The 18,594-nt window shown below is 73.4% G+C and carries 19 protein-coding genes and 1 pseudogene; 9 read left to right on the top strand and 11 right to left on the bottom strand.

Features of this window, described 5'->3' with window-relative positions; translation table 11 throughout:
* Position 1: 1 nt before the first annotated feature.
* Positions 2 to 154 (bottom strand): hypothetical protein, encoded by a 153-nt coding sequence (locus QP939_RS36285; protein WP_285450899.1) that lies wholly within the window; start codon positions 152 to 154, stop codon positions 2 to 4.
* 29 nt (positions 155 to 183) lie between these two features.
* Positions 184 to 1,132: pseudogene (locus tag QP939_RS36290) on the bottom strand (LysR family transcriptional regulator).
* Positions 1,133 to 1,217: 85 nt separating this feature from the next.
* Here QP939_RS36290 and QP939_RS36295 point away from each other — a divergent pair.
* The 5 genes from QP939_RS36295 (at position 1,218) to QP939_RS36315 (ending at position 6,050) form a co-directional block, all read left to right on the top strand.
* A complete protein-coding gene (locus QP939_RS36295) occupies positions 1,218 to 1,934 on the top strand; it encodes a succinate dehydrogenase cytochrome b subunit (RefSeq protein WP_434219594.1) in 717 nt (238 codons plus the stop codon).
* Positions 1,935 to 1,936: 2 nt separating this feature from the next.
* Positions 1,937 to 3,868, top strand: a complete 1,932-nt coding sequence (locus tag QP939_RS36300; RefSeq protein ID WP_285450901.1) for a fumarate reductase/succinate dehydrogenase flavoprotein subunit — start codon at positions 1,937 to 1,939, stop codon at positions 3,866 to 3,868.
* Complete coding sequence (locus QP939_RS36305) at positions 3,865 to 4,611, top strand: succinate dehydrogenase/fumarate reductase iron-sulfur subunit (protein WP_285450902.1); 747 nt, start codon at positions 3,865 to 3,867, stop codon at positions 4,609 to 4,611. The genes QP939_RS36300 and QP939_RS36305 overlap by 4 nt, the downstream gene beginning before the upstream one ends.
* Before the next feature lie 39 nt (positions 4,612 to 4,650).
* Positions 4,651 to 5,490: an LLM class F420-dependent oxidoreductase gene (locus QP939_RS36310; protein WP_285450903.1), complete on the top strand. Its 840-nt coding sequence runs from the start codon at positions 4,651 to 4,653 to the stop codon at positions 5,488 to 5,490.
* A 263-nt stretch (positions 5,491 to 5,753) separates the two neighbouring features.
* Positions 5,754 to 6,050 (top strand): DUF1540 domain-containing protein, encoded by a 297-nt coding sequence (locus QP939_RS36315; RefSeq protein ID WP_285450904.1) that lies wholly within the window; start codon positions 5,754 to 5,756, stop codon positions 6,048 to 6,050.
* 94 nt (positions 6,051 to 6,144) lie between these two features.
* On the opposite strand, the gene QP939_RS36320 is transcribed toward QP939_RS36315, so the two are convergent.
* Positions 6,145 to 6,969: an SDR family oxidoreductase gene (locus QP939_RS36320; protein ID WP_285450905.1), complete on the bottom strand. Its 825-nt coding sequence runs from the start codon at positions 6,967 to 6,969 to the stop codon at positions 6,145 to 6,147.
* 78 nt (positions 6,970 to 7,047) lie between these two features.
* On the opposite strand from QP939_RS36320, the gene QP939_RS36325 reads away from it, so the two are divergent.
* Positions 7,048 to 8,067 carry a Ppx/GppA phosphatase family protein gene (locus QP939_RS36325; protein ID WP_285450906.1) on the top strand — a complete coding sequence of 340 codons (1,020 nt, stop codon included), beginning with the start codon at positions 7,048 to 7,050 and terminating at the stop codon, positions 8,065 to 8,067.
* A 91-nt stretch (positions 8,068 to 8,158) separates the two neighbouring features.
* Here the strand turns inward: QP939_RS36325 and QP939_RS36330 are convergent, their stop codons facing one another.
* Complete coding sequence (locus tag QP939_RS36330; protein ID WP_285450907.1) at positions 8,159 to 8,680, bottom strand: antibiotic biosynthesis monooxygenase; 522 nt, start codon at positions 8,678 to 8,680, stop codon at positions 8,159 to 8,161.
* 150 nt (positions 8,681 to 8,830) lie between these two features.
* Here QP939_RS36330 and QP939_RS36335 point away from each other — a divergent pair, with 150 nt between their 5' ends.
* Positions 8,831 to 9,688, top strand: coding sequence for an SDR family oxidoreductase (locus tag QP939_RS36335; protein ID WP_285450908.1), 858 nt, complete (start codon positions 8,831 to 8,833; stop codon positions 9,686 to 9,688).
* On the opposite strand, the gene QP939_RS36340 is transcribed toward QP939_RS36335, so the two are convergent.
* Both QP939_RS36340 and QP939_RS36345 read right to left on the bottom strand, forming a co-directional pair.
* Positions 9,637 to 10,686 (bottom strand): glycosyltransferase family 9 protein, encoded by a 1,050-nt coding sequence (locus QP939_RS36340; RefSeq protein WP_285450909.1) that lies wholly within the window; start codon positions 10,684 to 10,686, stop codon positions 9,637 to 9,639. The two genes, QP939_RS36335 and QP939_RS36340, sit on opposite strands and share 52 nt — an antisense overlap.
* On the bottom strand, positions 10,683 to 12,161 hold the full coding sequence (locus QP939_RS36345) for an HAD-IIIA family hydrolase (protein ID WP_285450910.1): 1,479 nt from the start codon (positions 12,159 to 12,161) through the stop codon (positions 10,683 to 10,685). The genes QP939_RS36340 and QP939_RS36345 overlap by 4 nt, the downstream gene beginning before the upstream one ends.
* Positions 12,162 to 12,250: 89 nt before the next feature.
* On the opposite strand from QP939_RS36345, the gene QP939_RS36350 reads away from it, so the two are divergent.
* A complete protein-coding gene (locus tag QP939_RS36350; RefSeq protein ID WP_285450911.1) occupies positions 12,251 to 13,600 on the top strand; it encodes an aldehyde dehydrogenase family protein in 1,350 nt (449 codons plus the stop codon).
* A complete protein-coding gene (locus QP939_RS36355; protein ID WP_285450913.1) occupies positions 13,597 to 14,679 on the top strand; it encodes an FUSC family protein in 1,083 nt (360 codons plus the stop codon). Before QP939_RS36350 ends, QP939_RS36355 begins: the two co-directional genes overlap by 4 nt.
* Before the next feature lie 97 nt (positions 14,680 to 14,776).
* Here QP939_RS36355 and QP939_RS36360 read toward each other — a convergent pair whose 3' ends face one another.
* The 5 genes from QP939_RS36360 to QP939_RS36380 form a co-directional block, all read right to left on the bottom strand.
* Complete coding sequence (locus tag QP939_RS36360) at positions 14,777 to 14,956, bottom strand: hypothetical protein (protein ID WP_285450914.1); 180 nt, start codon at positions 14,954 to 14,956, stop codon at positions 14,777 to 14,779.
* Positions 14,957 to 15,055: 99 nt separating this feature from the next.
* Positions 15,056 to 15,661, bottom strand: coding sequence for a flavodoxin family protein (locus QP939_RS36365; RefSeq protein ID WP_285450915.1), 606 nt, complete (start codon positions 15,659 to 15,661; stop codon positions 15,056 to 15,058).
* Positions 15,658 to 16,968: a UDP-glucose dehydrogenase family protein gene (locus QP939_RS36370; protein WP_285450917.1), complete on the bottom strand. Its 1,311-nt coding sequence runs from the start codon at positions 16,966 to 16,968 to the stop codon at positions 15,658 to 15,660. Before QP939_RS36370 ends, QP939_RS36365 begins: the two co-directional genes overlap by 4 nt.
* Positions 16,961 to 17,911, bottom strand: coding sequence for a glycosyltransferase family 9 protein (locus tag QP939_RS36375; protein WP_285450919.1), 951 nt, complete (start codon positions 17,909 to 17,911; stop codon positions 16,961 to 16,963). The genes QP939_RS36370 and QP939_RS36375 overlap by 8 nt, the downstream gene beginning before the upstream one ends.
* A complete protein-coding gene (locus QP939_RS36380) occupies positions 17,902 to 18,588 on the bottom strand; it encodes an SDR family oxidoreductase (RefSeq protein WP_285450921.1) in 687 nt (228 codons plus the stop codon). Before QP939_RS36380 ends, QP939_RS36375 begins: the two co-directional genes overlap by 10 nt.
* Positions 18,589 to 18,594: the final 6 nt, after the last annotated feature.

An 18,594-nucleotide genomic window follows, 5' to 3' on the forward strand; every position in this document is an offset into this window, starting at 1 on the left:
GTCAGCTGGGCGGTTCCGCGGCGTCCTGGTCGAGGTCGTCGGTGTCGGGTTTCTCGCGCTCGGTCTCGGGGATCTCGACGTCCAGGTCGATCTCGGGGGTGCCGGGCGGGCGGGGCGCGTCGGGTGTGATGGGTCCGTCGTCGGGTTCGGTCATGGAGCCGGGGTACCCGCCGCGGCGCCGGGTCATGCCGGGGCCCGGCCGTCCACAAGGGATTCGATGCCGGGCGGGAGGCTCGCCCGGTGGGCCGGGTCGGCCACGAACCCCACGAGTGCCGAGCGCAGGGCGCGGACCGCGCGTGTCGGGTCGACGTCGCGGCGGGCGGCCAGCTGCACGATCCGCGTCATGCCCGCTTCCGGCGTGAACCGCGTCATCCGGAACCGCTCGCCCGCCACCGTGCTCGGCACCACCGCCGCCCCGACGCCGGCGCGGACCAGCTCCAGCACGGCGTCCATCTCGCCGCCCTCGATGGCGAACGACGGCTCGAACCCGGCCGTGCGGCACGCGTTCACCGTCGCTTCGCGGACGTCGTACCCGCGGCGGAACATCACCAGCGGGACCTCCGCCAGGTCGCGGACGGCGAGGCGGGCGCCGTCGGCCGCGACCGGGACGGCCGGTGACGAGATCACCACCAGCTCTTCCAGCAGCAGGGGCGTCGCCGACAGTTCGGAGTCGCCCGGCGTCCGGGCGCCGGCCAGCAAGGCCAGGTCGAGTGCGCCCTCGGCGAGCCGTTGCCGGAGGTCGCCGGAACCGCTTTCGTGCAGCTCCAGCTGGATGCCGGGGTAGCGGCGGCGGAACGCGGCGAGCACCGCGGGCAGCAGGCCCGTGCACAGGCTCGGGGGAGCGCCGAGCCGGACCCGGCCGCGGTCCAGCTCGTCGAGCTTCCCGGACCGCGCGCCGCGCGCTCTCGGCTTCCGCGAGGATCCGCCGCGCGATCGGCAGGAGCGTTTCGCCCGCCTCGGTGAGGGTGACGTTGCCGCGGATCCGGTGGAACAGCGGGGCGCCGAGGTCGTGTTCGAGGGCCCGGATCTGCTGGGACAGCGACGGCTGGGCGACCCGTGCCTGCTCGGCCGCGCGGGTGAAGTGCCGGTGTTCGGCCACGGCGACGAAGTAGGCGAGCTGCTGGAACTGCATCCGTCGAGCATAGCCGTTGCCTATCGACTTCAGAGTTATGATGTCTTTGACCTCTGGATCGGCGGCTCTTACCGTCGGTCGGGTGGTGAACGACCTCGCAAACCGGCCCGCCGTGCGGCGGCCCCGCCCGGCCCTCCGGCGGTTCTGGGACTCGACGATCGGCAAGAAGATCGTCATGGCGATCAGCGGGGCGCTGCTGCTCGCGTTCGCCTTCGCGCACATGGTCGGCAACCTCAAGACGTTCTTCGGCGCGGAGGATCTCAACTCCTACGCCCACTGGCTGCGCACCATCGGCGAACCCGTGCTGCACTACGCGTGGTTCCTCTGGATCCAGCGCGTGGTCCTGCTGATCGCGCTGGTCCTGCACGTCACGGCGGCCGTGCAGCTGGTCCGGCGCGACCGCCGGGCCCGCCCGGTGCGTTACGTCCACCGCCGCCCGGTGCGGGCGACCTTCGCGGTGCGCACGATGCGCTGGGGCGGGGCGACGCTGGCGCTGTTCGTGGTCTGGCACATCCTCGACTTCACCGTCGGCACGGTGAACCGGGACTTCGTGGCGGGCGACCCGTACCACAACCTCGTGGCCGATTTCCGGGTGTGGTGGGTGAACCTGATCTACCTCGCCGCGCTGGCGATGCTCGGCCTGCACATCCACCACGGCTTCGCCAGCGCCGCCCGCACGCTGGGCGTCACCAGCGCACGGCGGGAACGGGCGATCAAGATCTTCGGCAGCGGGATGGCGGTCGTGGTCGCGGGCGGCTACGCGCTCGTCCCGGTCGCGGTCATGACGGGACTGGTGCACTGACCATGGACGGTTACCGGATCGGCGACCCGATCGCCGACACGAAGGCTCCCGCGGTTGCGCTGGAGAACCGCTGGGACGAGAGGAAGTTCGCCGCCAAGCTGGTGAACCCGGCGAACCGGCGCAAGCACCGCGTGATCGTGGTGGGCACCGGGCTGGCCGGGGGTTCGGCGGGGGCGACGCTGGCCGAACAGGGCTACCACGTGGTGCAGTTCTGCTTCCAGGACTCGCCGCGACGGGCGCACTCGGTGGCGGCGCAGGGCGGGATCAACGCGGCGAAGAACTACCGCAACGACGGCGATTCGGTGTATCGCCTCTTCTACGACACGGTGAAGGGCGGTGACTTCCGGGCCCGGGAGTCCAATGTGTACCGGCTGGCGCAGACGTCGGTGCAGATCATCGACCAGGCCGTGGCCCAGGGCGTGCCGTTCGCGCGGGAGTACGGCGGCCTGCTCGACACCCGTTCCTTCGGCGGGGTGCAGGTGCAGCGCACGTTCTACGCCCGCGGCCAGACGGGCCAGCAGCTGCTGATCGGCGCGTACCAGGCGTTGTCGCGCCAGATCGACGCGGGGAACGTGGAGCTGCACGCGCGCACGGAGATGCTGGACCTGGTCGTGGTCGAGGGCCGGGCGCGGGGCATCGTGGCGCGGGACCTGGTGACCGGGGAGATCACGACGCACCTGGCCGACGCCGTCGTGCTCGCCACGGGCGGCTACGGCAACGTGTTCTACCTGTCCACCAACGCGAAGGGCTCGAACGCGACGGCGATCTGGCGGGCGCACAAGCGGGGCGCGTACTTCGCGAACCCGTGCTTCACGCAGATCCACCCGACGTGCATCCCACGGTCGGGGGAGCACCAGTCGAAGCTGACGCTGATGAGCGAGTCACTGCGCAACGACGGTCGCATCTGGGTACCGAAGCGCAAGGGCGACACCCGCCCGCCCGGCGAGATCCCGGAGGAGGAGCGCGACTACTACCTGGAGCGGCTGTACCCGAGTTTCGGGAACCTGGTGCCGCGGGACATCGCGTCGCGGGCGGCGAAGAACGTCTGCGACGCCGGGTTCGGCGTCGGTCCCGGCGGGCTCGGGGTGTACCTGGATTTCGCCGACGCGATCGCGCGGCTGGGCCGTCCGGCGATCGAGGCCCGCTACGGCAACCTGTTCGACATGTACCAGCGCATCACGGCGGAGAACCCGTACGAGGTGCCGATGCGGATCTACCCGGCGATCCACTACACGATGGGCGGGCTGTGGGTGGACTACGACCTGCAGAGCACCATCCCGGGGCTGTTCGTGATCGGGGAAGCCAACTTCTCCGACCACGGTGCCAACCGGCTCGGCGCGTCGGCGTTGATGCAGGGCCTGGCCGACGGCTACTTCGTGCTCCCGGCGACGCTCAACGACTACCTCGGCCGCGGCGGCCTCGCCGACGTCGGCCCGGACGCCGCCGCGGAGGCGGAAACCGAAGTGCGTGAGCGGATCTCCCGGCTGCTCTCGATCAAGGGGACCCGCTCGGTCGACTCGTTCCACCGCGAGCTGGGCCTGCTGATGTGGGACCACTGCGGGATGTCCCGCAACCGCGAAGGCCTGGCGAAGGCGTTGGAGCGCGTCCCCGAGCTGCGCGCGGAGTTCTGGCGCGACGTCCGCGTCCCCGGCACCGGGGCCGAGCTGAACCAGGAGCTGGAGAAGGCCCACCGCGTCGCCGACTTCCTGGAGCTGGCGGAGCTGCTGCTGGTCGACGCCCTCGCCCGGGAGGAGTCGTGCGGTGGCCATTTCCGGGAAGAGCACCAGACTCCCGACGGCGAGGCGCTGCGCGACGACGAGCACTTCGCCTACGTCGCGGCGTGGGAGTACGGCGGGCCGGGGGCGCCGCCGGTGCTGCACCGCGAAGAACTGACTTTCGAGCACGTCCACCCCACCCAGCGGAGCTACAAGTGAAACTCACGGTGCGCATCTGGCGCCAGGCGGGCCCGGCGGCCGAGGGCAGGCTGGTGTCCTACCCGGTCGAGGACCTGAGCCCGGACATGTCCTTCCTCGAGCTGCTGGACGTACTGAACCAGGAGCTGATCGAGAACGGCGAAGAGCCGGTGGCGTTCGACCACGACTGCCGCGAGGGCATCTGCGGCTCGTGCGGCGTCGTGATCAACGGGCAGGCGCACGGGCCGGAGCGCACGACGTCCTGCCAGCTGCACCTGCGCTCGTTCGCCGACGGCGACGTCGTCGACGTGGAACCCTGGCGCGCCAAGGGGTTCCCGGTGATCAAGGACCTGGTCGTGGACCGCTCGGCGCTCGACCGGATCGTCCAGGCCGGCGGGTACGTCAGCGCCCCGACGGGCAGCGCCCCGGACGCGCACGCGACGCCGGTGCCGAAACCGGACGCGGACCTGGCGTTCGACAACGCGACCTGCATCGGCTGCGGCGCCTGCGTCGCGGCCTGCCCCAACGGCTCGGCGATGCTGTTCACCGCGGCGAAGGTCACCCACCTTTCGCTGCTGCCGCAGGGGCAGCCGGAACGCGCCCAGCGCGTGCTGGACATGGTGGACACGATGGACGCCGAAGGCTTCGGCGGCTGCACCAACACCGGCGAATGCGTCGCGTCGTGCCCGAAGGGGATCCCGTTCGCCTCGATCGCCACGCTCAACCGGGAGTACTTCAAGGCCGCGCGGTCCGGGCGCCGCTGACCGGCGACCTGGAGGAACTCCAGGGATACGATCGTGATCATGCGATTCGCCATCAAGACTTCACCGCAGAACACCGAATGGGCGGACATGCTCGCCGTGTGGCAGGCCGCCGACGAGATCGAGCTGTTCGAATCCGGCTGGACGTTCGACCACTTCTACCCGATTTTTTCGGATTCGACCGGTCCGTGCCTGGAAGGGTGGGTGACGCTGACGGCGCTCGCGCAGGCGACGAAGCGGCTCCGGCTGGGCACGCTGGTCAGCGGGATCCACTACCGCCACCCGGCCCTGCTGGCGAACATGGCGGCGACGCTCGACATCATCTCCGGCGGCCGTCTCGAGATCGGCGTCGGCGCGGGCTGGAACGAAGAGGAATCCGGCGCGTACGGCATGCGGCTGGGGTCGGTGAAGGAGCGCAGCGACCGGTTCGAGGAGGGCTGCGAGGTCCTGGTGAGCCTGCTGACCAAGGAGACGACGACGTTCCAGGGTGAGCACTACCAGCTGACGGACGCGCGGTGCGAACCGAAGGCGGTGCAGCGCCCGCACCCGCCGATCTGCATCGGCGGCAGCGGCGAGAAGCGCACGCTGCGCACGACCGCGAAGTACGCCCAGCACTGGAACTTCGTCGGCGGGACCCCGGAGGAGTTCGCCCGCAAGCGCGACGTGCTGCACGCGCACTGCGCGGACATCGGCCGCGACCCGGCGGAGATCACGCTGTCGTCGCACGTCCGCCTGGGCCCGGACGCGGACTACGCGAAGGTCGCGGCGGAGGCGGAGAGCCTCGGCGAGGTCGGTCTCGACCTGGCGATCGTGTACCTCCCGCCGCCGCACACCCCGGCGGTCCTGGAGCCGCTGGCGAAGGCCCTCGAGCCGTTGCGCTGAGCCGGTCCCGAGCGCCCCAATGTGGCCTTCGGTGCGTCTGACGCAACCAAGGCGGCCTTCGGTGCGTGTGACGCAACCAAGGCCGCCTTGGGGCGCTTGGGTCCATCTCGACCCGACTGGGTTAGTCCGGCGGGAATCTCACCCGGCCGGGCGGGGAAGATCACCCGGCCGCGTCTTCGCGAATTGCGTGGCCTCCGACCCGGTGGCAGCGTCGGGCGCACCGAACTGTTTTCCCACCACGGAAACGGAACAGGAGTCGCGCCATGACCACCACCGAAATGCCCGCCGTGCACGAATGCACGGTCAGCGGGTGCTCCTACAACCACGACGGCTGCCACGCCTACGCCATCACCGTCGGCGGCGACAACGGCTCCGCCGACTGCGGCACGTTCGTCCCGCTGAACACCAAGGGCGGCCTCGACCGCGTCGTCGCGCAGGTGGGTGCCTGCTCGCGAGCCGACTGCCGGCACAACTCGTCGCTCGAGTGCACGGCGTCCAGCATCCGGGTCGGCCCCGGCGAGGGCGGGCACGCGGCGAACTGCCTCACGTTCACCAAGTAGTGGAAGGGGCCGGACGGCGGGCTGGGGGATCCGCCGTCCGGCCCGTGGCCGGGACCCGCGCCGGTCCCTGCAGCCAGGACGCGGGCCCCTGGTCTCAGGGGGAGCGCCAGTCGTGGCCGGGGTACGCCGTCCCGGCCTGGGCGCCCATCAGGAGCAGGCCGCCGTCGACGGCGACCGAAGTTCCGGTGATGTAGCCGGCCGCCGGCGTTGCGAGGAACGCCACCGCCGCCGCGACCTCGGCCGCGTGGCCGGTGCGGCCGAGCGGGATGCCGGGGCGCTCCTGCTCGCGCGGGTCGGCGTCGGTCTGGCCCGTCATCGGCGTCGAGATCTCGCCCGGCGCCACCGAGTTCACCGTGATGCCGTGCTCGGCCAGTTCGAGGGCCAGCACCTGCGTCAACGCGCCCGCGCCCGCCTTGGCTGCGCAGTACGGCGCGGCACCGACGCGCGGCACGTGCTCGTGGACGCTGGTGATGGTGATGATCCGGCCGCCGTGGCCGGCGTCGATCATGTGCCGGGCCGCGCGCTGCGACAGCAGGAACACGCCGTCGAGGTCGACGTCGAGGACTTCGCGCCACTTTTCGTAGCTGAGGTCGAGGACGCGCTGGCTGCTGCCGGTGCCGGAGCAGTTGACGAGGACGTCGATACCGCCGAGGTCTTCGGCGAAGGCGTCGACGACGTCGGCGGCGCCGGGCAGCTCGGTCAGGTCGAGCCGCCGGACGTGGGCGGCGGCCCCGCGCGAGCGCACTTCGGCGGCGGTTTCCTCGGCGCCGTCGGCGTCGGAGTGGTAGGTGATCCCGACGTCCAGGCCGCCACCGGCGAGGGCGACCGCCACCGCGCGCCCGATGCCGGAGTCGGCGCCGGTCACGACGGCGCGCCGCGGCGAGGCGGCTTCGGCGGGCAACGGCGCCGGCAAGGACACGGGCTTCTCCCTTCGTCACCCTGCGGCTACCACGTGCTCCCCGGACTAAACCCGCGGCCGCCGGGGTACTCCGGCCGGATGAGACTGGCCGTGCTGGACATCGGGTCGAACTCGGCCCAGCTGCAGGTGGTGGACGTGTCCGCCGGGGCGCCGCCGCTCCCGGCGCACGCGGTGAAGGAGCCGACGCTGCTCGCGGAGGAGCTGCTGCCGGACGGGAAGCTGAGCGAAGACGGCATCGAGCGCGTGACGGCGGCGGTGAGCCGCGCGGTCGACGCGGCGGTCCGGCTCGGGGTCGACCACCTGTACCCGTTCGTCACGGCGGCGGTCCGCGACGCGGTCAACCGCGAGGAGGTCATCGACCGCATCCAGGCGGGCTCGGGCATCCGCCCCCAGTTCCTCTCCGGCGAGGAAGAGGCCCGCTTGACGTACTTCGCGGCCCGCCGCTGGTACGGCTGGTCATCGGGACGGCTGCTCCTGATCGACATCGGCGGCGGATCGATGGAATTGGTCCTCGGCCGCGACGTCGAGCCGGAGCTGGCGGTCTCGCTGCCCCTGGGCGCGGGCCGGCTGACCCGCGAGTTCCTGACGGCCGACCCGCCGACGCGCAAGCAGCTGAAGGCGGTGCGCCGGCGCGTCCGCGACACGCTGTCCGAGGTCCTGGACCGCCTGCGCTGGGAGGGCCCACCCCGCCGCGTCGTGGCGACGTCGAAGACGTTCAAGCAGCTGGCCCGCCTCGCCGGCGCGGCACCCCAGCGCAAGGGCCCGTTCGTGACGAGGGAGCTGTCGGTGGCGGACCTGCGCGACTGGCTCCCGCGGCTGGCGCAGGTCCCGGCGGCCGAGCGTGCGAGGATGCGCGGGATTTCCCACGCGCGAGCCCGGCAGGTGGTGGCGGGGGCGCTGGCGGCGGAGGTGACGCTCTCGGCGCTCGACGTGCCGCGCGTGGAGATCTGCCCGTGGGCGCTGCGGGAGGGCATTCTGCTGCGGCACTTGGAGCGGGTCGCGGACACGCCCGCGTTGCCGCTGCAGCCGTTGACCCGGCACCCGGATGCCGCGGTTCGGCACCTGCGTCCGGCGGAGGAGCAACCGGTCCCGTCCTGAGGTTGCTGAAGGGGACGTTCGTCTCATCTGATGCGCTGAAGGGGACTTTCCTCGCATCACATGCCAGGAAAGTCCCCTTCAGCCCACCCCGTCACAACCAGCGGCGCAGCAGCCGGGTGACCAGCGGCATCACCACATATGTCATCGACGTCAGCAGCACCACCGGGAACAACGCCGAGCGCGCCCACAGCGGCCAAGCCGCCGTCAGCGGAACGACCCACGCCTGGAACGCCAGCACCAGCGGATACACCGCGACCAGCGAGATCAGCCACATCTTCCACCGAGGCGGCGGCTTCATCGTCGCCGCCGCCTCGGACGGGACGTGGAACCACGTCTCCAGCCCCGTCCGGTGCTGCTGCGCCGTCTTCGTCGCCGCCAGCTTTCGGGCGTGGCGCAACCACTTCTCGCGCTCCGGGGAGTCCAGCCAGTCGCGTAGCTGGCGCCTCGTCGCGAACTGGTGGACGACGTGGAAGTCGCGGCTGTCCTCGTTGTGCACCACCGTCGCCGCGAGGTTGCCCGGGAAGCGGGCCGCCTCCGCCGTCGCTCCGCGGGCCCACTCCGCGAACTCCGCTATCCGGTCCGGCTTCGCGCGCCAGCTGTACACCGTGGTCACCGGCTCCTCCTGGTGACCGCGGCGGACCTTGGTGTCCGATGTGGACTGAGACACGATCACCCGGTTACCCGCCGCCGGGGCGGGTGAAACAGGGTTCGGGCCGGCGCCGCCCGGGTAACCGGCGCGGACCAGCCGATTCAGGGAGGACCGATGGCCGAAGAACGGTTGCGCCCGCCGCAACAGCAGGGACCACCCGGGCTGACCGAGGACATGGACCCCCGGCCGCGGGACACGATGGCCGACTACGAAGGCCGCGGCCTGCTCGCCGGGCGCAAGGCCCTGATCACCGGCGGGGACTCCGGCATCGGCCGCGCCGTCGCGATCGCCTTCGCCAAGGAGGGCGCCGACGTCGCGATCGCCTACCTCAACGAGCACGTCGACGCCGAATACACCGCCGACCGCGTCCGCGCCGAAGGCCGCGAATGCCACCTGCTGCCCGGTGACCTCGGCGGCGCGCAGCACTGCCGCGACGTCGTCGACCAGGCCGTGCACCACCTCCACGGCCTCGACATCCTGGTGAACAACGCCGCCACCCAGTGGCCGGTCGACAAGCCGGAGGACCTCACCGACGAGCAGTGGCTGCGGACCTTCGACGTCAACATGCACAGCTACTTCCGGGTGACGTCGGCCGCGCTGCCGCACCTGCGGGAAGGCTCGGTGATCATCAACACCGGCTCGGTGAACGGCTTGCGCGGCAACAAGTCCCTCATCGACTACTCGGCGACGAAGGGCGCGATCCACGCGTGGACGATGGCGATGGCCCAGGCCCTCGCCGACCGCGGGATCCGCGTCAACTGCGTCGCGCCCGGCCCGGTGTGGACGCCGTTGATCCCGTCGACGTTCCCGCCGGAGAAGGTCGAGAAGTTCGGCCTGCAGGTGCCGTTCGAACGCGCCGCGCACCCGGACGACCTGGCGCCGTCCTACGTCTTCCTGGCCTCGAACCGGCTTTCGAACTACTACAGCGGTGAGGTCATCGCGGCGCTCGGCGGCGAGACGACGCCGGGCTGAGCGAGTTCGGCGACCGCGCGGCAGACCTCCGCCGGGGAGATCCCCTCGAGGCACGGGTGGCCGGGCACCGGGCAGACGCGGGCCCGGCTGTCCCGGCACGCCGCGTGCTGGTCGCCCAGCAGCACGAACGGCACCCCGTACGGCGCCCACCGCGCCGCGGGCACCACCGGCGCGAACAGCGACACCACCGGGGTGCCCGCCGCCGCGGCCAGGTGCGCGGGCCCGGTGTTGGGCGCGACGACCACCCGGGCCCCGGACAGCACCGCGGCCAGCTCCGCCAGCGACGTCCGGCCGCCGAGGTCGACCGCCGAGGTCCCGGCGACGCCGCGGGTCAGCAGCCGCTCGGACGGCGCGCCCGTCACCAGCACGCGATGCCCTTCGGCCGCCAGCGCCCGCACGACCCGGTGGCTCCAGGCCGCCGACGGCTGGCGGGCGGGCACGGACGCGGCGGGGTGCACGACGACGTACGGTCCGCCGCCGGTCAGCCGGGAGACGTCCGGCAGCGGGCGGCGCAGCGCCGGGGCGCCGTGGTCGTCCGGTGGCAGCGCATACCCGGCCGCCTCGGCCAGCGACAGCATGCGGACGGCTTCCGGCGGGTCGCCTTCGACGCGGTGACGCAGGTCCAGCAGGCTGCCCGGGTAGTCCTCGGAGATCGCGCCTATCCACGGCACCCCCGCCTGCCGCAGCAGCAACGCGAGCGGCAACGGCGACTGGTGGAACGACGTGAGGATCAGCGCGCGGTCCGGCGCGGTCTCGCGGACCAGGTCGACGAACGCGCCGGTGTCCTCGGCCGTCACCGGCGGCGGCTCGGGGTCGATCCACGGCGCCCGCCAGGTCAGCAGGTCGTCGACGCCCGGCAGCAGTTCGCCCGCGGCGCGGCCGTGCGGCCCGGTCAGCAGCGTCACGTGCGACGCGTGCGCGGCGACCGCGCGGACGCAGGGCCCGGCGAGCAGGACGTCCCCGAGGTTGTCCTGGCGGGCGACGAGCACCCGGCTCATCCGGCGACCCCGGCGATGCGCAGCGCGTCGGCCAGATCGCGCGCGACGGCCGCGTGCCGCCGGGCCCGGGCGATCTCCGGCTCGAGCGTGCGGGCGGTGGGCACCAGGACCGCGCGGGCGCCCGCGGCGAGCGCGGCGTCGACATCGGCACCCGTGTCGCCGATGACCACGCAGGACGCCGGGTCGACGCCCAGCTCCCCGGCGGCGCGCAGCACCAGCCCGGGCGCGGGTTTGCGGCACGCGCACCCGTCGCCGTCGTCGTGCACGCAGACCTGCCACGTCCCGAACGGCCCGAACAGCTCTTCGACGCGGGCGTTCACCGCTGCCAGCCGGTCCGGCGGGATCAGTCCTTTCGCGACCCCCGACTGGTTGCTCACGACGCCGACCGGGACCCCGCGGTCCCGCAGGCCGCGCACCAGCTCGACGGCGCCGGGCACCGGGCGGACGCCGTCCGGGTCGGCGAGGTAGGGGACGTCGACGATCAGCGTGTCGTCCCGGTCGAACAGCACCGCGACCGGCGGACGGCGCCGCCGCGCCGCGATCTCCCCGCGGATCCGGTGGTAGCACGCGGCGGGCGGGATGAGCACGCACGTGACGACCATGCGGGCCACCTCGCCGGGCGTGCGCGGCCCGGACAGCACGCGGCTCGTGGCGAACTCGGCCGTGATCCCGGCCCACACCCCGGCCGCCAGCATGGCTTTCCCGCGCTGTCGCAGCACCGGCAGCACGAGCGCGGCGAGACCGGCCACTGTGGACAGTGCGTGCAGGCCGAGCCGCCCGGACCCGGCGCCGGTGCGCTGCCGCCAGAGGACACCGTGCTTGTGGCGCATCAGCGCGTTGTCGGCGTTGCCCCGCTGGGCTTTCAGGCTGGAGAAGAACCCCGCACACCGCGCCGGGTGCGTCGTCAAACGGTCGCCGCGGGCAATCCGGTACCCGGCCTCGGCAACGCGCAGCGCGAGGTCGGAGTCCTCGCGGAACGCGCGGGGGAACCGCTCGTCGAAGCCACCGGCCTCGACGAGCACGCGCCGCCGATAGGCCATGTCGGCGGTGATCCACCGGGCCCGCTCGAGCCCCGCGGTGCCGCGCTCGTCGTCGGTCGGACGGCGGTCGCCGGGCAGCGGGACGGTGATGCGCGCCTGTGACGCCGCCACTTCCGGCGGCAGCGGCAGCAGGTCGTCGGCCAGCTGCCGGGGCCAGTCGGGGGCGAGCACGACGTCGTCGTCGACGAAGGCGATCCACTCGCTCTTCGCGGTGCGCCAGCCGAGGTTGCGGGCGGCCGCCGGGCCGCGCCCGCCGGAGCGCAGCACACGCACGCCTTCGGGGACGTCCAGTCCGGACCCGCCGGGGCGGTCGTCGACGACGAGGATCTCCGCCGGTCGCGGACCTTCCCCGGGCAGCAGGGTTTCCAGCAGCGGCCGAAGCGTCTCCCGGCCCGTCGTCGGGATCACCACGGTGTAGTCGAGCGAGGCAGTCACCGCGGTGGGCTACCCGCGGTGGACCGGGTCAAACGGCGTGTCGATCGCGCGCTCGCGGGTAACCGGGCAGCGACGAGAAGGAGGTGCGGATGACCGCGGGGACGATCGAAATCCGGAACCCGGCCGACGGCAGCGTGGTCGGCAGCGTGCCGACCGCGGGCGAAGACGAGATCGACGCCGCGCTGGCACTGGCTAACCGGACGCGCACGACGTGGGCGCGTACTCCGGCCGCGGAGCGCGGCGCGTTGCTGCACACCGCCGCCGAGCGGCTGCGGATCAACGCTGACGAGCTCGCCGCCGTCAACGAGTCGGAGACCGGACGGCCGCGCGCCGAGGCCCGCGAAGGCGTGCTCGCCGGCGCGGGCACCCTCGACCAGTACGCCGAGCTGGGCCCGGTCCACCGCGGCCGCAGCCTCCTCGGCGACGTCGGCGCGACGGACCTCATGGTGCCCGAGCCGCGCGGCGTGGTCGTGGCGCTGACGCCGTGGAACGACCCCGTCGCGGTCGCCTGCGGGCTCCTCGGCGCGGCACTGGCCACCGGGAACACCGTGGTGCACAAGCCGAGCGAGCGCGCGCCGCACACCGGCGAGCTGCTGGGTGAGGTGCTCGGCGGCGTGCTCCCGGGTGGCGTGCTGCAGACCCTGCACGGTGACGGCGGGGTCGGCGCGGTTCTCGCGCAGCGCGACGACGTCGACGTCCTGGCGCACGTGGGCAGCACCGCCACCGGCCGGTCGATCGCCGCGAGCGCGGCCGCGACCGGCGCGAAGACGTTGCTGGAGAACGGCGGCAACGACCCGCTGCTCGTCGACGAGGACGTCGACCCGGAGTGGGCCGCGGGTCAGGCCGCGCTGGGCGCGTTCGCCAACTCCGGGCAGATCTGCGTGGCCGTCGAACGGATCTACGTGCACGAGGCCGTCGCGGAGCCATTCCTGGCCGCGCTGGTCAAGGACGCCGAGGGGCGGACGCTCGCGCCGCTGGTGGACCGGCGGCACCGCGACCACGTGCACTCGCACGTCGAAGACGCGCTCGAGCGCGGTGCCCGGCTGTTGACCGGGGGAGCGGTGCCGGACGGGCCGGGCGCCCACTACCCGGCGACCGTGCTCACCGGCTGCGAGCCCGATCTGCGCGTGATGACCGAGGAGACGTTCGGCCCGGTGGCTCCGGTGCGGGTCGTCGCCGGTTTCGACGACGGTCTCGCCGAAGCCGCGAAGGGCGAATACGGCTTGGCGGCCACCGTGCTGACGGCGTCGATGGCCCACGCTCAGCGCGCGTGGCGCGAGCTGCCCGCGGGCACGGTGAAGGTCAACAATGTGTTCGGCGGCGCCCCCGGCGGGGCCGCGCACCCGCGCGGCCGCAGCGGCAACGGGTACGGCTATGGGCCCGAGCTGCTCGACGAGCTGACCCAGACGAAGCTCGTGCACGTGGCCCCGCCCGGATGAGCCAGGGGCACGACCGGACCCCGGTGGGCTGGTTCGCCCGCGCGCTGCGGGTCCCCGGGAGCGAGCGGCGAAGCCTGGTGCAAGCCGCGAAGGCGACGCTCGCCGCGACCGGGGCGTGGCTGCTGGCGACGCTGGTGCTGCGGCTGCCGCAGCCGTTCCTGGCGCCGTACGCGGCGGTGTTCCTGGTCGACGCGACGGTCTACCGGTCGCTGCGGGGCTGGGCGCAGCAGATCGGCGCGGTGGCGGCGGGTGTCCTGCTCGCCGCCGTCGCGGTCCAGCTGATCCCGTGGCAGGCCGTCGCGCTCGCCGTCGTCGTGTTCCTCGGGCTGCTGGCCGGGAACTGGCGGCAGTTCGGCTCGGCGGGGATCTGGGTCGGCGTGACGGGCATGCTGGTGATCTCGTACGGCACGGCGAACGAGCCGGTGCTGCTGGGCGACCGGCTGCTGGAAACGGCGCTGGGCGCGACGATCGGCGCGGCGGTCAACGCGCTGGTTTTCCCGCCCCTGCACGGAGAACGGCTCAAGGCGGCGGCCGACCGGCTGGCGGCGGCACTGGCCGGGCTGCTGGAGACGACGTCGGAGCTGGTCTGCCGCGACGAGCCACCCGGCGACGTCGAAGACCTGCTGGCCCAGGCGCGGGACGTGCGGAGCCTGGTCCTGGTGGCCGAGGACGCGGTCGGCCTGACCCGCGAAGGCCGGGTGCTGAACCTGCGACGGCGTCGTCCCGGCTCGGGTGCCGGGCACGAGCGTCCACTGCGGACACTCATCGCGTTGTGGCCACCGGTGTCCCAGCTGCTGGCGGCGGTGCGGACGACATCGGCGCGGGAGGACGAGCCGTTCGCGTACCCGTGGGCGGACGCGCGGGACGCGCTGGCGGACCTGATCCGCGGCCTGGCGGACGCGGTCCGCGCGGTGGCGGAGGACGGCGAGCCGGTCGACCTGGGCGGGTGCCGGACGCTGCTGGGCCAGCTGGAGCGACGGCTGGTGACGGCGGAGGATGACGGGGTGCCCGCCCGGCTGGGGCTCGGCACGCTGACCCTGCCCGCACGGCACCTGGTGGAGCAGCTGGAGAACCGCTGAGCCGAGCGCAGGCCGTGCCCGTCGTGAGTGTTTAGGGCGGTTCTAACCGCCCTAAACACTCACGACCGCGGGTGAGAGGAGGGCGCGCCCAACCAGGTCAGCGCACTGGGGTGGCGTCCGCGTCGGCGCGGTGCTGGCGGCAGGTCGTGCACACCATCGTCTGGCCCAGCAGCGAACCGTCGCCCGAGACGAGGCGCGCCACATACAGCGTCGGCAAGCCGCACTCCTCGCACGGGATCGGCTTGCTGTCGCGGTTGATCAGCATTCGGTTCGGCATCGAGCCCCCTTGGCGCGGGTGGGAAGGTCCCGCCCGGCTACCCCCGTGACCGGGACCACACTCCTCCGCCGGACGGACGTCACTCGAACGGAGTAGTCCTCAGGAGGCCGGGTACTGGTGCTCGCGGAGCAGGTTCGCCAGGTGGACGGCGTTGCGGACCACCGTCTCGTTCGTCGAGACCACCGCCTTGGGCGTCTCGTCGAGGTCGAGGTAGTCGCCGCCCTGCATGGCTTCGCCGTTCCAGTACGTCGCTCCCTGGGCCGGCACCGTGAAGCCGATGTCGTCGAGGGCCTGGAACAGGTCCGCGATGATCTTGTGCGCGCCGTCCTCGTTGCCGACCACCGCCGCGACCGCGACCTTGCCGAACATCGCCGGCCTGCCCTCGTCGTCGGTTTCGGACAGTTCCGCGTCGAGGCGCTCGAGGACCCGCTGGGCGACGCTCGACATGTGGCCGACCCACGTCGGCGTGGCGACCAGCAGGATGTCCGCGGCCGCGATCTTGCGGCGGATGTCCGGCCACGCGTCGCCGTCGCCCATGTCGGCCTCCACCCCCGGCCTGACGTCGTGGTCGACCACGCGGACCACCTCGCCGGTGGCGCCCCGCTCGGCGAACAGGTCGAGCAGCTGGCGCGCGATGAGGTCGCTGCTCGACTTCGCGGGCGACGGCTTGAGCGTGCAGGTCAGCGCGAGGACGCGCAGGGTCATGACTGCCTCCGTGGGTGCGTGCCGACGCCGATGTGGGTGAAGCCGGCCTCGGCGAGGGCGTCGGGATCGAGCAGGTTGCGGGTGTCGACGACGACCGCCCGCGCGGCCGCCGCGGCCAGCCGGGACCAGTCCAGGTCCCGGAAGTCCGGCCATTCGGTGAGCACGACCAGCGCGGCGGCGTCCTTGGCCACCAGGTACGGGTCGTCGACGACCTGGACCGCGGCCAGGCCGGGCAGGTCACCTACCGCCGGGTCGTGCGCGGTGAGCTCCGCGCCCGCGCGGTCGAGTTCGGCGGCCACCGCCAGTGCGGGGGAGTCGCGCAGATCGCCGGTGCCCGCCTTGAACGCCAGGCCCAGCAGGCCGATGCGGGCGCCCGCGAGCGACCCGGCCGCCGACCCGGTGACGGCCTGCCGCACGGCTCGCACCACACGGGCGCGCTGCCGGGCGTTGACGCGCACGGCGTCCCGCAGGATGCCGAAGTCGACGCCCGCCGAGTCGGCCGCGTGCAGCAGGGCCGTGGTGTCCTTTGGCAGGCACGAGCCGCCCCAGCCGGGGCCGGGGGCGAGGAACTCGGGGCCGATCCGCGCGTCGAGGCCCATCGTCCTGGCGACCTCGCGGATGTCGGCGCCGAACCGTTCGCACAGTTCCGCCAGGACGTTCACGTACGACAGCTTCACCGCGAGGAACGCGTTGCTCGCGTACTTCGCCAGCTCCGCGCTGGCCGCGTCGGTGAGCACGACCGGGGCGCCCGTCGGCTCGTAGAGCGCGGCGATCCGCCGCGCCGCCGCCGAGCCCGGCGGGTCGGTGCCGACGACCACCCGGTCCGGGTGGAGGAAGTCCTCGACGGCGTGGCTTTCCCGGAGGAACTCGGGGTTGCTCACCACGGGCAGGTCGTCCCGGCCGAGCAGGCCGGGGAGCCGGGCCGCGGTGCCGACCGGCACCGTCGACTTCGTGACGACGACGCAGCCGGGCCGCAGCAGCCGCCCGAGCTGCGGCACGACCCGTTCGAGCACGCCGAGGTCGGGACGGCCGTCGCCACCGGGTGGCGTCGGCAGGCACAGGAGGACGACGTCGGCACCGTACAGCTCGGCCTGCGCGGTGGTGAAGGTGAGTGTTCCGTCGCCGAGGCCCTGGGCGACCAGCTCGTCCAGCCCGGGTTCGGCGATGGACACCACCCCGCGGCCCAGCTCGTCCACTTTGGACTCGTCGGTGTCGACGCAGGTCACCCGGTGGCCCAGCCGCGCGAAGCAGGCCGCGCTGGTCAGGCCGACGTAGCCCGCGCCGACGATCCCGATGTGCTCAGCCATGGGCCACCCGCGCTTCGAGAGCCGTGCGCGTGGCGGCGAGCACGCGCTCCTCGCCGAGGAGCAGCAGGCCGCCGTCGGGTTCTTCGCCGTGGGGGTTTCCGACGTTGCCCGCCCAGAGCACGACGTGCTGCCGGGCGTCCGGCGGCGGACCCCACAGGCGGGGCGGGGTCGGGCCGAACAGCAGCACCGACGGCGTGCCGAACGCGGTGGCCAGGTGCCCGACGCCGGTGTCGCCGCAGACGACGAGCGCGGCTCCGGCCACCAGGGCGGCCAGCTCGGCCAGGCCCGTCCGCCCGGCGAGCACGGCGTCGTCGCCGAGCCCGGCCCGGTCCGCGATCGAGGCCGCCAGCTCGCGTTCGGCGTCGCTGCCGGTGAGCACCACGCGGTGCCCGGCCGCGGTCAGCGCGCGGACGACGCCCGCGAACCGTTCCGGCGGCCAGCGCCGCGCCGGGAAGGCCGCGCCGGGGTGCACCACGACGGCGTCCGGCGCGGGGCTCGGGCCCGGAGGCGCGGGCAGCCGCAGCGCCGACCGGTCCGCCTCGTGGTGCGCGTACTCGACGAGGCGGCACCAGCGGTCGACCTCGTGCACGTCGGCGCGCCACTCGAGGCCGGGCACGTCGGGGAAGTCCGGGTGCCGGTGGGTGAGCAGCTCGCCGGGGTCGGTGGCCAGCAGGTCGTGCAGGCTCTCCGGGCCGCTGCCGTGCAGGTTGACCGCGAGCTTCGGCGGCGTCCCCGGCCACGCCAGCTCGCCGAGGCCGGGCGTCGGCAGCAGCTCGTCGACCGCGTCGATCAGCTCCACCAGGTCCCGCAGCCCCTCGGGCGCGGCCAGCACCAGCCGGTCGTCCGGGTACGCGGCCCGCAGCGCGCGCAGCGCGGGGACGGCGGTCAGCAGATCACCGATCCCCAGCGCGCGCAGCACGAGCACCGCGGAGCTCACGGCCACGACCCCTCCTCCGACGCGCAGACGACCAGTTCGCGGACTTCCGAGCCCGGCGGCTGCTGCAGCGCGAAGACGACCGTGTCGGCGACGTGCTCGGGCTGGTTCAGCTTGGCGTCCGGCGGTGGCTTGTACTGGTCGGTGCGGCCGTCGAAGAAGTGCGTCCACATCCCGCCGGGGATGAGCAGGGTGACGCCGACGCGCCCGGCCAGCTCGGCGGCGAGCGCGCGGGTGAATCCGACGACGCCGAACTTCGAGGCGCAGTAGGCGGTCGCGTCGCTCACCGCCTTGATGCCGAGAGTGGACGCCACCGTGACGATCGTGCCGCGCGAGCGCTCCAGGTAGGGGAGAGCGGCGCGGACCACGGCGGCCGTGCCCAGCAGGTTCACCTTGACCACCCGCTCCCAGTCCGCTGTGGACACTTCGCCGAGCGGACCGCACGCGTCGGTGCCCGCCGCGGTGAAGACCCCGTCGAACCCGCCCGCGCGCTCGGCGAGGTCGCGCACGGCCCGCTCGGTGGCCGCGGTGTCGGTGAGGTCGGCTTCGGCGAACTCGGCCGGGTCTTCGGGGCGGACGCGGTCGAGGACGTACGGGGTGCCGCCCGCCTTGCGGACGGCGTCGACGGTGGCGGCGCCGAGGCCGGAGGCACCACCGGTGATCAGGACGTTGCCGAGGGGACGCATCGCACT

The sequence above is a fragment of the Amycolatopsis nalaikhensis genome (assembly GCF_030264295.1).
Lineage (GTDB): Bacteria > Actinomycetota > Actinomycetes > Mycobacteriales > Pseudonocardiaceae > Amycolatopsis > Amycolatopsis nalaikhensis.